This is a genomic window from Streptomyces sp. WAC06614, assembly GCF_003949795.1.
In the GTDB taxonomy this organism is placed as follows: Bacteria; Actinomycetota; Actinomycetes; order Streptomycetales; family Streptomycetaceae; genus Streptomyces.
In genome coordinates, this window is sequence record NZ_RPRY01000195.1 from 1 (window position 1) to 13,492 (window position 13,492).

12 protein-coding genes are annotated in these 13,492 nt (G+C 72.2%); 7 read left to right on the forward strand and 5 right to left on the reverse strand.

All coding sequences use genetic code 11. The features are described from left to right. Positions 1-133: 133 nt before the first annotated feature. From EF918_RS23415 to EF918_RS23430, 4 genes are all read right to left on the reverse strand, one after another. On the reverse strand, positions 134-967 hold the full coding sequence (locus EF918_RS23415; protein WP_125650116.1) for an S-methyl-5'-thioadenosine phosphorylase: 834 nt from the start codon (positions 965-967) through the stop codon (positions 134-136). Positions 968-1,072: 105 nt separating this feature from the next. Beyond that, a complete protein-coding gene (locus tag EF918_RS23420; RefSeq protein WP_125650118.1) occupies positions 1,073-1,402 on the reverse strand; it encodes an FmdB family zinc ribbon protein in 330 nt (109 codons plus the stop codon). A gap of 67 nt (positions 1,403-1,469) precedes the next feature. Then, complete coding sequence (locus EF918_RS23425) at positions 1,470-2,795, reverse strand: MFS transporter (RefSeq protein ID WP_125650120.1); 1,326 nt, start codon at positions 2,793-2,795, stop codon at positions 1,470-1,472. Between the two features lie 367 nt (positions 2,796-3,162). Further along, a complete protein-coding gene (locus EF918_RS23430; protein ID WP_260610548.1) occupies positions 3,163-4,629 on the reverse strand; it encodes a potassium/proton antiporter in 1,467 nt (488 codons plus the stop codon). 250 nt (positions 4,630-4,879) lie between these two features. Here EF918_RS23430 and EF918_RS23435 point away from each other — a divergent pair, with 250 nt between their 5' ends. Continuing rightward, positions 4,880-7,732, forward strand: coding sequence for a penicillin acylase family protein (locus EF918_RS23435; RefSeq protein WP_125650124.1), 2,853 nt, complete (start codon positions 4,880-4,882; stop codon positions 7,730-7,732). Between the two features lie 51 nt (positions 7,733-7,783). Here the strand turns inward: EF918_RS23435 and EF918_RS23440 are convergent, their stop codons facing one another. Continuing rightward, positions 7,784-8,356, reverse strand: a complete 573-nt coding sequence (locus EF918_RS23440) for a 5-formyltetrahydrofolate cyclo-ligase (RefSeq protein WP_125650136.1) — start codon at positions 8,354-8,356, stop codon at positions 7,784-7,786. 137 nt (positions 8,357-8,493) lie between these two features. Here EF918_RS23440 and galU point away from each other — a divergent pair, with 137 nt between their 5' ends. From galU to EF918_RS23470, 6 genes are all read left to right on the forward strand, one after another. Further along, positions 8,494-9,396 (forward strand): UTP--glucose-1-phosphate uridylyltransferase GalU, encoded by a 903-nt coding sequence (galU, locus tag EF918_RS23445; RefSeq protein WP_125650126.1) that lies wholly within the window; start codon positions 8,494-8,496, stop codon positions 9,394-9,396. Between the two features lie 4 nt (positions 9,397-9,400). Further along, positions 9,401-10,729, forward strand: a complete 1,329-nt coding sequence (glp, locus tag EF918_RS23450; protein WP_125650128.1) for a gephyrin-like molybdotransferase Glp — start codon at positions 9,401-9,403, stop codon at positions 10,727-10,729. 72 nt (positions 10,730-10,801) lie between these two features. Next, complete coding sequence (moaC, locus tag EF918_RS23455) at positions 10,802-11,281, forward strand: cyclic pyranopterin monophosphate synthase MoaC (RefSeq protein ID WP_125650130.1); 480 nt, start codon at positions 10,802-10,804, stop codon at positions 11,279-11,281. A 62-nt stretch (positions 11,282-11,343) separates the two neighbouring features. Beyond that, positions 11,344-11,832, forward strand: a complete 489-nt coding sequence (locus tag EF918_RS23460; protein WP_125650138.1) for a molybdenum cofactor biosynthesis protein B — start codon at positions 11,344-11,346, stop codon at positions 11,830-11,832. Then, complete coding sequence (locus EF918_RS23465) at positions 11,829-12,449, forward strand: GNAT family N-acetyltransferase (RefSeq protein WP_125650132.1); 621 nt, start codon at positions 11,829-11,831, stop codon at positions 12,447-12,449. Before EF918_RS23460 ends, EF918_RS23465 begins: the two co-directional genes overlap by 4 nt. A 163-nt stretch (positions 12,450-12,612) precedes the next feature. Further along, positions 12,613-13,492, forward strand: an 880-nt coding sequence (locus EF918_RS23470; RefSeq protein WP_125650134.1) for a hypothetical protein, incomplete at its 3' end; no start/stop codon positions are given.

Here is a 13,492-nt window from a genome sequence, read left to right on the forward strand (position 1 = left end):
CCCCTCGTGAGAAGCTCCCGCACCTCGGGAACACCCCTCACGATCCCCGCACCCGCCCCCACCCCGCCCGGCCCTGTGGACGACCCCCGGCTTGTGGAAAACTCCGTCACCCCCACGGGGGGCGACCCCCGGCTCAGGGCAGCTCGATGCCCAGGTCCCAGCCGTCGTGCGCGTGCGTGCACAGGCAGTTGCGGTCCTCGGTCCGCGGCAGCGCCGCGACCGCGTCGAAGAGGACCTCGCGCAGCCGCCCGACGTTCTCCCCGAACACCTTCAGCACCTCGGTGTGGGAGACCCCCTCACCGGTCTCGGCCCCCGCGTCCAGGTCGGTGACCAGGGCCATCGACGTGTAGCACAGCCCCAGCTCACGGGCGAGGACGGCCTCGGGGTGGCCCGTCATGCCGACCACCGACCAGCCCATCGCCGCGTGCCACTGCGACTCGGCGCGGGTGGAGAAGCGCGGCCCCTCGACGACGACCATCGTGCCGCCGTCGACCGGCTCCCACTCGCGCCCACGGGCCGCCGCCAGCGCCGCCCCGCGCCCGACCGGGCAGTACGGGTCGGCGAAGGTGGTGTGGACGACGTTCGGGACGGTGCCGTCGGGCAGCGGGTGCCCGTCGAAGAAGGTCTGGGTCCGGGACTTGGTCCGGTCCACCAGCTGGTCCGGCACCAGCAGCGTGCCCGGCCCGTACTCGGGGCGCAGGCCGCCCACCGCGCAGGGCCCGAGCACCTGGCGCACGCCGAGCGAGCGCAGCGCCCACAGGTTCGCCCGGTAGTTGATCCGGTGCGGCGGCAGATGGTGCCCACGCCCGTGGCGGGGCAGGAAGGCGACCCGGCGCCCGGCAAGTTCGCCGAGGTAGAGGGAGTCGCTGGGCGGGCCGTAGGGGGTCTCCACCTGGACCTCGGTCACGTCCTGGAGGAAGGAGTAGAAGCCCGAACCGCCGATTACGCCGATCTCTGCGTTCACCATGCGTCACACCCTAGCCAGCGCCCCCGGCGCACCGGAAAGCGGAAGGCCCCGCCCCCCGGGAAGGGGAGCGGGGCCTTCGGGCGCGCGCGTCAGGCGGCCGGAGTGTCAGGCGGCCGGGGTGCTGCTGCTCGACGAGGCGGCCGCGGCCGGCTTGGCCGACGTGCCCGACGAGGACGAGCTGGAGCCCGACGTGGACGAGGAGGACGCCGACGTCGTGGACGAAGAGGAAGAGGCGGCCGGCGTGCTGCTGGACGACGCGCCACGGCTGTCGTTGCGGTAGAAGCCCGAGCCCTTGAAGACGATCCCGACCGCGGAGAACACCTTCTTGAGGCGTCCCTTGCAGCTCGGGCACTCGGTCAGGGCGTCATCCGTGAACTTCTGCACGGCCTCGAGGCCCTCACCGCACTCGGTGCACTGGTACTGGTAGGTCGGCACGATCTTCCTCCTGGCACTCTGACTCAGTGAGTGCTAACGACGCTCCATGGTGACGTATTCCGCCGGTTCAGTCCACCGTCACGGGCACGCGGTGACCGATGCCACGCTCCTCGGAGCGCTCCGCACGAGCCGCGGTCGAGGCGTTCACGATGCGGGTCGGGGCCTTCGGCGCCAGCTTGCCCCGCAGCGAGACCAGGGTGACCAGCGCCAGCGCGGTGGCCGCCAGCGGGACCAGGAAGCCCGCGGTGGAGCCGTGCGCGTCGGTCAGCCGGCCGGCGACGACCACGGCCAGCGCCTGGCCGAAGGCGACCGAACCGGTCAGCCAGGTGAAGGCCTCGGTCCGCGAGGCGGCCGGGACCAGGGCCTCGACCATCGTGAAGCCGGTGATCAAGGCCGGGGCGATGCACAGACCGACCAGCAGGCCGAGCCCGGCCAGCAGCACCGCCGAGTCGGCGGTCCACAGCAGGGACGCGGCGACGGTCAGGCCGGCGTAGCCCAGCAGCAGCCGGCGGCGCGGGCCGATTTTCCAGGCGATGGCGCCGCAGGCGATGCCCGCGACCATGTTGCCGGCCGCGAAGATGCCGTAGAGCAGGCCGTTGGCGCCCGGGTTGCCCATCTCGTGCGAGAACGCGGCCAGCGAGACCTGCATGCCGCCGAAGACGGCGCCGATGCCGAGGAAGCCCACGACCAGGACGCGCAGGCCGGCGAAGGACAGCGCGGAGGCGTGCCGCTCACCGCCGGCCGTGCGGCCGTGCGGCTCGGGCTGGGTGGCGCGCTGCGCGGCGAAGAACAGGCCGCCCAGCACGGTCAGCGCGGCCTCGGTCACCAGACCGGCGGCCGGGTGGACGCCCGTGCACAGGGCGGTGGCCAGGACCGGGCCGACGACGAAGGTGAACTCGTCGGTGACGGACTCGAACGCGGCGGCCGTCGGCAGCAGCGGCGAGCCCTCCAGCCGGGTCGCCCAGCGGGCCCGGACCATCGCGCCGACCTGCGGCACGGAGACGCCGGCCGGGACGGCGGCCAGCGCGAGCGCCCACACCGGGGCGCCGATCAGGGCGAGTGCCGTGAGTCCGCCCACGGCCGCGCCGTGCAGGAGGACGACCGGCAGCAGGACGGCGCTCTGGCCGTAACGGTCGGTGAGCCAGCCCATCACGGGGGCCGACACGGCCATCGAGACACCGGTGACGGCGGCGACGATGCCGGCCTTGGCGTAGGAGTCGGTGGTGTGCTGGACGAGCAGCAGGATGCTGATGGTCAGCATCCCGAAGGGGAGTCGTGCGGCGAAGCCGGGGACGACGAAGCTGAGGGCACCGGGCGTGCGCAGGAGCTGCCCGTAACCGGCGCGGGAGGACGTCTCGGACTTGTCCTTCTCGGTCGTGACCGCGGATGTCACGGCCTTGCCTTTCCGCTGCCTGGTAGAGCGTCCCCGTCTGCGGGCGGTGCGTGCCTTGTGGGTCGCACCCGTACGGTGTGGGAGCTCCGAGAGCTGTCCTCTTGCGCAGGACCGAGTGATACCAGGGGCGCCCACTGCGGGAGGGAGCCACGGCCGCCGAGCGGTCGCGCCAGCTCTGCGTCAGGCAGAGTTGGTTCTGTTGTGGTGTGCCTTCATGGTACAGGGAATGCCGACGCTACGCCCTGTGATTGCGGCGACAAGATGTGTCTTCACCTGCGATTAACAAGAGCTTCGCCTTTTTGAATCGCGGTAAATCGCAGCAAAAGGCCGCGCACGCCAGCGAAAACGCGCAAATTAGAACGACGCTCTAACCGCCGGTCCCCAGCCAGCCCGCCAGCTTTCCGCCCCGCGCCACCGCCCGCAGCCGCGCCTCGGCCGCGTCCCGTACCGGGTCGGTCGCCACCACCAGCAGCTCGTCCCCGCGCCGCAGCACGGTCGACGGCAGCGGTACGAAGCTCCTGCCGTCCCGGACCACCAGCGTGACCGAGGCCCCGGCCGGCAGCCGCAGCTCGCTGACCTCCACGCCGTGCATCCGCGAGCCGCCGGGGATCTCGAACGACAGCAGGTGCCCGCGCAGCTTCTCCAGCGGGGCCGACTCGATCCCGAGGTCGGCCGGGGTGTCCGACGGGCGGCCCAGGTCCAGCGTGCGCGCCACCCACGGCAGCGTCGGCCCCTGGACCAGGGTGTAGACGACGACCAGCACGAAGACGATGTTGAAGACCCGGTCGCTGCCCTCGATCCCCGACACCATCGGGATGGTGGCCAGGATGATGGGCACGGCGCCGCGCAGCCCCGCCCACGACATCAGCGCCTGCTCCTGCCAGGGCAGCCGGAAGGGCAGCAGGCTGACGAAGACCTCCAGCGGCCGGGCCACCATGGTGAGCACCAGGCCGATGACGACGGCCGGCCAGAAGTCGTTGACCAGCTCGTGCGGGGTGACCAGCAGGCCGAGCAGGACGAACATGCCGATCTGCGCGATCCAGCCCAGCCCGTCCGCGAACCCCCGGGTCGCGGGCCAGTGCGGCAGCTTGGCGTTCCCGAGCACCATGGCGGCCAGGTACACGGCGAGGAAGCCGGAGCCGTGGGCGAGCGCGCCGGCCGCGTACGCGCTGACGGCGATGGCCATCACGGCGATGGGGTAGAGGCCCGAGGCGGGCAGGGCGACGTGCCGCAGCCCGTACGCGCCCAGGAACCCGACCGCCAGGCCGATCGCGGCGCCGATGGCCAGCTCCAGGGCGATCTTGCCGATCAGCACGTACCACGGGGCCACCGGGCCGAGCGTGGCGAACGCCACGACGAGGATCACCACGGGGGCGTCGTTGAAGCCGGACTCGGCCTCCAGCACGCCCGTCACCCGCGCCGGCAGCGGCACCTTGCGCAGCACCGAGAAGACGGCCGCCGCGTCCGTGGAGGAGACGACGGCGCCGATCAGCAGCGACTGCCGCCACTCCAGCCCGACCAGGTAGTGCGCTCCGGCGGCGGTCACCCCCACGCTGATGGCGACGCCCACCAGCGAGAGCATGATCGCTGCCGGCAGGGCCGGCCTGATCTCCTTCCACTTCGTCCCCAGACCACCTTCGGCGAGGATCACGACCAGGGCGGCGTAGCCGATGACCTGGGTGAGTTCCGCGTTGTCGAAGACGACGTTGCCTATGCCGTCCTGGCCTATCGCGATGCCTATGCCGAGGTAGATGAGCAGGCTGGGCAGTCCGCTGCGCGAGGAGACGCGTACCGCCGCCACGGCGACGAGCAGCACGAGCGAGCAGACCAGCATGAGCTCGTTGAGCTGGTGGACAGTCAGTGGGCGGTCCTTTCCCCGGAGCGCCTGCCGGATCCTTCCTCCGGCGGCAAGTACTTCGTTACCTTACCTAATCTTTGACGATTTCTTGACTCGCTAGCCACATTGTGAAACGTCCGTTCGCCCTCGTCCCTGACACCGCGTCCGAACAGGTACGGCGCTGCGCCTATGGTTGCTCCCAAGCACTCAGGACCATCAGGACCACCCTGCCCCTCTAAGGACAGCGATGCCCGCCAACGAATCCGCCCCTTCCGCCAAGAAGAAGGGACGACGCGCCCGTCTGATCGTGCTCATCCTGGTGCTGGCGCTCGTCGCGGGCCTCGGTTACGGGGCTTACTGGAGCGCGGACACCCTCCGCTCCTCCTTCCCGCAGACGACCGGCAGCCTCAAGCTCCCCGGACTCGGCGCCCCCGTGGACGTCAAACGCGACGCCTACGGCATCCCGCAGCTCTACGGCGACTCCGACGAGGACCTGATGCGCGCACAGGGCTTCGTGCACGCGCAGGACCGGTTCTGGGAGATGGACGTACGCCGCCACCTCACCGCCGGCCGGCTCTCGGAGATGTTCGGTTCCGGCCAGGTCGAGACCGACGCGTTCCTGCGCACGCTCGGCTGGCGCCAGGTCGCGCAGGCCGAGTACGACACCAAGCTCTCGCCGGAGACCAAGAAGTTCCTCCAGGCTTACGCCGACGGGGTCAACGCCTACCTCAAGGGCAGGTCCGGCAAGGACCTGTCCGTCGAGCACGCGGCCCTCAAGCTCAGCGACGACTACCAGCCCGAGCCCTGGACCCCGGTGGACTCCGTGGCCTGGCTCAAGGCGATGGCCTGGGACCTGCGCGGCAACATGCAGGACGAGATCGACCGGGCGCTGATGTCCGGCAAGCTCAGCCAGCAGCAGATCGACGAGCTCTACCCGCCGTACCCGTTCGACCGGAACAAGGCGATCACCGACGGCGGCAAGGTCCAGGCCGGCGCGTACGTCCCCCAGGGCGGCCCGGGCACCGGGGCCACGGGCACCGGCGCGACCGGCACCGGCGCGACCGGCACCGGAGCCACCGGCTCCGGCGGCGGCTCCGCCGTGAACGGCGGCACCGGCCGGAAGGTGGGCGCCGCCCCGGACCCGGCCACGGCCTCCGGCGCCGTCCAGGGCGTGCGCAGCCAGCTCGGCGCCCTGTCCGACACCCTGGACAAGATCCCGGCCCTGCTCGGCCCCAACGGCAGCGGCATCGGCTCCAACTCCTGGGTCGTCTCCGGCCGCTACACCACCACCGGCAAGCCGCTGCTGGCCAACGACCCGCACCTGGCCCCGCAGCTGCCGTCCCTCTGGTACCAGATGGGCCTGCACTGCCGCACGGCCGGCAACGGCTGCACCTTCGACGTCGCCGGCTTCACCTTCTCCGGCATGCCCGGTGTGATCATCGGCCACAACGCCGACATCGCCTGGGGCCTGACCAACCTCGGCGCCGACGTCACCGACCTCTACCTGGAGCAGGTCCGGCCCGAGGGCTACGTCTACGACAACAAGGTGCTGCCCTTCACCACGCGTGAGGAGACCATCAAGGTCGCCGGCGGCCCCAGCAAGAAGATCACCGTCCGGACCACCAACAACGGTCCGCTGATCTCCGACCGCAGCGACGAGCTCGGCACCGTCGGCACCCGTGCCCCGGTCGCCGGCGCCGCCCCGGACCGCGGCAACGGCTACGCCGTCGCGCTGCGCTGGACGGCCCTGGACCCGGGCCGGTCGATGGACGCGATCTTCAAGCTCGACCGCGCCAAGGACTTCCCGTCCTTCCGGGCCGCCGCCGCCGACTTCGAGGTGCCGTCCCAGAACCTGATCTACGCCGACAACAAGGGCCCCGGCGGCAACATCGGCTACCAGGCCCCCGGCCGCATCCCGGTCCGCAACCAGGGCGACGGCCGGATGCCGGCCCCGGGCTGGGACTCCAAGTACGCCTGGAAGGGCGGCAAGGACGGCAACGCCGGGTACATCCCGCAGAACGAGCTGCCCTGGGAGCTCAACCCGGCCCGCGGCTACATCGTCACCGCCAACCAGGCGGTCGTGGAGTCCGGCGCCGGCAAGTACCCGTACACGCTGACCACGGACTGGGGCTACGGCGCCCGCAGCCAGCGGATCAACGACCTGATCGAGGCGAAGATCAAGGACGGCGGCAAGATCTCGACCGAAGACATGCAGAAGATGCAGATGGACAACAGCAGCGAGATCGCCGCGCTGCTGACCCCGATGCTCACCAAGATCCAGGTCGCCGACCCGGACGTGCGCACGGCGCAGAAGCTGCTGGACGGCTGGAACTACACCCAGGAGCCCGACTCGGCCGCGGCCGCGTACTTCAACGCGGTCTGGCGCAACATCCTGAAGCTGGCCTTCGGCGACAAGATGCCCAAGGAGCTGCGCGTCGAGGGCGACTGCCGCAATGTGAAGGCGGACACCCAGGGCCTGGCCGACGACCTGACCGAGGTGGTCCGCGAGTGCGGCCAGCGCGGCCCGGACTCGGCCCAGCCCGACGGCGGCGACCGCTGGTTCGAGGTGGTCCGCCGCCTGGTCAAGGACGAGAAGTCGGCCTGGTGGCAGTCCCCGGCCCTGCGCAACGAGAAGGCGACCACCAGCCGCGACGAGCTGTTCGCCCGGGCCATGAAGGACGCCCGCTGGGAGCTGACCGCCAAGCTCGGCAAGGACCCGGAGACCTGGAGCTGGGGCCGGCTGCACCAGCTCCGGCTGAAGAACCAGACCATCGGCACCGAGGGCCCCGGCTTCCTGCAGTGGGTGCTCAACCGGGGCCCGTGGAACCTGGGCGGTGGCGAGGCCACGGTCAACGCCACCGGCTGGAACGCGGCCAGCGGCTACGAGGTCACCTGGGTCCCGTCCATGCGGATGGTGGTCAACCTCAACGACCTCGACAAGTCCCGCTGGATCAACCTGACCGGCGCGAGCGGCCACGCCTACCACTCGCACTACACCGACCAGACCGATCTGTGGGCCAAGGGCGAGCTGCTGGACTGGTCCTTCGGCAAGGAGGCCGTCGACAAGGCGACGGTGAACACGCTCACGCTGAAGCCCTGACGGCCGGCCCCCGGGGGCCGGCCCCGACGCCCGGCCCCTGACGGCCGGGCGTCAGCCGAAGCGGCGCACCCCCGACGGGGTCGCCACCGCCTGCACGGGGTGGTCGTGCGGTTCCTCCGGGACCCGCGCGACCACCTCGTCGTCGTAGAGGAGCACCACCAGCGCGGGCCGGGCCCCGGCGGCCGCCAGCCGTGCCAGCACCCGGTCGTACGAGCCCCCGCCCCGGCCCAGCCGCATCCCGCGCCCGTCCACGGCGAGCCCGGGCAGCAGCACGGTGTCGGCCCCCGTCACGGCGTCCGGGCCGAGCCGCGGGCCGGCGGGTTCCAGCAGCCGCATCCGGCCGGGGTGCGCCACCTCGGCGAGGCTCGCGGGGCCCTCGTACGCGGCCCAGTCGAGGTCGTTGTCGGGCAGCAGCACCGGAAGCAGCACCCGTACGCCGTGCCGGCGCAGCGCGTCGAGCAGGTCCCGGGTGCCGGGCTCGGTGCCGACGGAGACGTACGCGGCGACCGTGCCGGCCCGGGCCAGCTCGGGCAGGGCCAGTGCCTGCCGGGCCAGCTCGCGGCCCGCGGCCTCGACCGCGCCGGGGGCCAAGGCCCGTCGGGCGGCGATCAGTTCACGGCGCATCTCCGCCTTGGGGGAGGGCCCGCGGAAAGGGTTCTCTACCACAACCGACTCCAAAATACCGCTATCTATCAGGGTAAAAACGGACGAATTTACCGGAACTAAACGTTCACCTTCGTTGACCCACTATGGTTCTGCCCATGACTCAGTTGCACCCCGTGATCACTAAGGCCGTCATCCCGGCCGCGGGCCTCGGCACTCGCTTCCTCCCGGCGACGAAGGCCACACCGAAGGAAATGCTCCCGGTCGTGGACAAGCCGGCGATCCAGTACGTGGTCGAAGAGGCGGTGGCGGCCGGTCTCGACGACGTCCTCATGATCACAGGACGTAACAAGCGGCCGCTCGAGGACCACTTCGACCGCAACTACGAGCTCGAGTCCGCGCTGGTCGCCAAGGGTGACGACGACCGGCTGAAGAAGGTCCAGGAGTCCAGCGACCTGGCCACCATGCACTACGTCCGCCAGGGCGACCCCAAGGGCCTCGGCCACGCCGTCCTGTGCGCCGCCCCGCACGTCGGCCACGAGCCCTTCGCCGTCCTGCTCGGCGACGACCTGATCGACCCGCGCGACCCGCTGCTGCGCCAGATGGTCGAGGTCCAGCAGCGCACCGGCGGCTCCGTCATCGCGCTGATGGAGGTCCCGCAGGAGAGCATCCACCTCTACGGCTGCGCCGCGGTCGAGGCCACCGACGAGGACGGCGTCGTCCGGATCACCGGTCTGGTCGAGAAGCCGGACGCCGCCGACGCGCCGAGCAACTACGCCGTCATCGGACGCTATGTCCTCAACCCCGCGATCTTCGACATACTGCGGGAGACCGAGCCGGGCCGCGGTGGGGAGATCCAGCTCACCGACGCCCTGCAGAAGCTGGCCGCCGACGAGACCGTGGGCGGTCCGGTGCACGGTGTGGTGTTCCGGGGCCGCCGCTACGACACCGGGGACCGCGCCGACTACCTGCGGGCCATCGTCCGCCTCGCGTGCGAGCGCGAGGACCTGGGCCCGGAGTTCCGCACCTGGCTTCACCGTTACGTCACGGAGGAGATGTAGGACCTTGACCAGCCCCGCACCGCAGGACACCGGCCGGCAGCGTCTGTGGTCGGTGGACGAGCACCTCGCGGACATCCTCGCCGCCGTCCGGCCGCTGGAACCCATCGAGCTGCAACTGCTCGACGCCCAGGGCTGTGTCCTGGTCGAGGACGTCACCGTGCCCGTCGCCCTGCCGCCCTTCGACAACAGCTCCATGGACGGCTACGCCGTCCGCACGGCCGATGTCCAGGGTGCGAGCGAGGAGTTCCCCGCGGTGCTCACGGTCATCGGGGACGTCGCGGCGGGCAGCGGTGAGCTGCCCACCGTCGGCCCCGGCCAGGCCGCCCGGATCATGACCGGCGCCCCGCTGCCGCCCGGTGCCGAGGCCGTCGTCCCGGTCGAGTGGACCGACGGCGGCACCGGTGGCGGTGCGGCCGCCGGCATGACCCCCGCCAGCGCGGCGCCCGAGGGCGCCGCCGGCGAGGTCCGTGTCCACCGTCCGGCCGCGGCACGGGCGCACGTCCGGGCGCGCGGCAGCGACGTCCAGGCGGGCGATCTGGCGCTGGCCGCCGGCACGGTCCTCGGACCGCCGCAGATCGCCCTGCTGGCCGCCATCGGGCGGGGCACCGTACGGGTCCGGCCGCGCCCGCGGGTGGTCGTGCTGTCCACCGGCAGCGAGCTGGTCCAGCCCGGCGAGGCCCTCACCGCCGGCACCATCTACGACTCCAACAGCTTCGCGCTGGCCGCCGCCGCCAAGGACGCGGGCGCGATCGCGTACCGGGTCGGTGCGGTAGCCGACGACGCGGACACCCTGCGCGCCACCATCGAGGACCAGCTCATCCGGGCGGACCTGCTGGTCACCACCGGCGGCGTCAGCGTCGGCGCGTACGACGTGGTCAAGGAGGCCCTCACCGCGGTGGGCGAGGGCGACGTCGACGGCGGCCGGATGGAGTTCCGCAAGCTGGCGATGCAGCCGGGCAAGCCCCAGGGCTTCGGCTCCATCGGCCCCGACCACACCCCGCTGCTGGCCCTGCCCGGCAACCCGGTGTCCTCGTACGTCTCCTTCGAGCTGTTCGTCCGGCCCGCCATCCGCGCCCTGATGGGCCTGCCGGACGTCTCGCGTCCGGTCGTCCGGGCCACCCTCAAGGCGGACCGGCCGCTCGGCTCCCCGGCCGGACGCCGGCAGTTCCTGCGCGGGGCCTACGACGCCCCGACCGGCACGGTCGCCCCGGTCGGCGGATCCGGCTCGCACCTCATCGCCGCGCTGGCGCACGCCGACTCCCTCATGGTCGTCCCGGAGGACGTCACCTCGGTGGAGCCGGGCGCCGAACTGGACGTGGTCCTGCTCGGCTGAGGCCCGCCCGGTACGGGTAGCGTGTTGCACCACACAGGCCCTTGCGGGGCCCAGAGCGGGAGCGGCACAGCAATGAGTACCCAGAGCAGGCTGACCCACATCGACGAGGCCGGCGCGGCCCGGATGGTCGACGTGTCGGAGAAGGACGTCACCACCCGGACGGCCCGCGCCAGCGGCCGCGTCCTGGTCTCGCCCCGCGTGATCGAGCTGCTGCGGGGCGAGGGCGTGCCCAAGGGCGACGCCCTCGCCACCGCCCGGATCGCCGGGATCATGGGGGCCAAGAAGACTCCCGACCTGATCCCGCTGTGCCACCCGCTGGCCGTCTCCGGGGTCAAGGTCGACCTGACGGTCGCCGACGACGCCGTGGAGATCCTCGCCACGGTGCGCACGACCGACCGTACGGGCGTGGAGATGGAGGCCCTGACGGCGGTGGCGGTGGCCGGGCTCACGGTGATCGACATGGTCAAGGCCGTGGACAAGGGCGCCGTCATCACCGACGTCCGGGTCGAGGAGAAGACCGGCGGCAAGTCCGGCGACTGGACCCGGTCGTGAACGCGCCGCGCGGGGGCGAGGTCCACAGCCACAGCCACGGCCCGGCGGCGGACCGGCCGGCGCTGCGCGCCCTGGTGGTCACCGCCTCCAACCGCGCCTCGCAGGGCGTCTACGCCGACCGGGGCGGCCCGCTGCTGGCCGAGGGCCTCGGTCGGCTGGGCTTCGCGGTGGACGGCCCCCGGGTGGTCCCCGACGGGGACCCCGTGGAGCAGGCGCTGCGCGAGGGTGTGGCCGCCGGCTACGACGTCATCCTGACCACCGGCGGCACCGGGATCTCGCCGACGGACCGGACCCCGGACGTCACCGCCAAGGTGCTCGACCACGAGATCCCGGGCATCCCGCAGGCCATCCGCGCCGAGAGCCTGGCGCAGGTGCCCACCGCGGCGCTGTCGCGGGGCCTGGCGGGCGTGGCCGGGCGGACCCTGATCGTGAACCTGCCCGGCTCCACCGGCGGCGTCCGCGACGGGCTGGCGGTGCTGGACCGCATCCTGCTGCACGCGGTGGACCAGATCCGCGGCGGCGACCACCCGAGCTCGGGGAGCCCGAGCTGAACGGACCCACCTGGCCGGCGGTACTGGTGGACGGCGACGTCACGCTCCGGCCGATAAAGCTGCGGGACCAGCGCGCCTGGCGCGAGGTGAACCGGCGCAACCGGGAATGGCTCCGGCCGTGGGAGGCGACCGTACCGCCGCCCGCGCCCTGGGGGCCGGTGGTCCAGCGGCCGACGTACCGTCAGATGGTCCGCCACCTGCGGGCCGAGGCGAACGCCGGCCGGATGCTGCCGTTCGTGATCGAGTACCAGGGCCGGCTGGTCGGCCAGCTGACGGTCGCCGGGATCACCTGGGGCTCGATGTGTGCGGGCCACGTGGGTTACTGGGTCGACCGCGAGGTCGCCGGCCGCGGGGTCATGCCCACGGCGGTCGCGCTGGTGGTGGACCACTGTTTCGGCAAGGTCGGCCTGCACCGGATCGAGGTGTGCATCCGCCCGGAGAACGGCCCGAGCCGCCGGGTGGTGGAGAAGCTCGGCTTCCGCGAGGAGGGCCTGCGCCCGCGCTACCTGCACATCGACGGCGCCTGGCGGGACCACCTGGTCTACGCCCTCACGGTCGAGGAGGTCCCGGAGGGCCTGCTGAACCGCTGGCACCGGGCGGGACAGTCGCAGAAATAGTCGTCGCGGCATGGGGAATCGCAAATACGTTCGATTCTGGTCCCCTTTCATCCATAACCTGATCCGAAGAATCACAAAAAAAGTCCGTGATATCAGCCAGATCGTGCGACACACCGGCCCAATTGGCCGATGCCCTCGCCCGTACCCCTCTACGGTGTGAGATGTGAGCAGCAGCGGCCTCATCTACGCAGTCATCGTCGGGGCCTGGGCCGCCTACTTGGTGCCCATGTGGCTCCGGAGGCAGGACGAGCTGAACGAAGCCCGTCCGACGGAACGCTTCTCCACCGCCATCCGGTTGCTTTCCGGCCGGGCGGGAATGGAGCGCCGTTACGCCAAGGACCTGCGTGAGCGCGGCGAGCAGGCGGAGCCCTACGCGGACCCGGACGCCGCGACGGAAACGGTGAATTCCGTGGACGCCGACGCCCGGGCCACCGGCATGTCCCCGACCAGGGCGGAGCCGAGATCCGCGGCCGCCGAGCGCGAGGAGCGGGCGCGGCGCGAGCGGCGGCTGCAGGTCCTCGCCCGCCGCCGGCGCACGACCGCGATCCTGTTCCTCGCCTTCACCTTCGGCGCGATCGCCGCCGCCGTCGGGGGACTGCGCCTGCTGTGGGCGCCCGCGGTCCCGGCCGTCCTGCTGAGCGCGTACATCGTCCACCTGCGCGTCCAGGAGCGGCGCCGGTTCGCCGTGACCATGGACCAGCGCCGGGCCGAGGCCGCCGCGCGGCGGCTGCGCGAGCACCACGACAGCGCCCGGCCGCGCCGCCGCGAGCCGGAGGCCGCCGCGGGTCCGGACCCGGACCCCGCCCCACCGGTCTCCCCGCAGGAGGCCGGCCGGCGCGCCCTGGTCGAGCAGACCGACCACGCCGAATGGGTGGACCAGCAGCGCGAACGTGAGCGCGGACCGGCCCGGGGCGACAGCTGGGAGCCGGTTCCGGTCCCGCTGCCCACGTACGTGACGGCCCCGGTGGCCCCCCGGGCCACCGGCCCGGTCAACCCCGACGGCTGGAGCCCGTCCCGCTCCAGCACGGCCGAACCCACCGAGC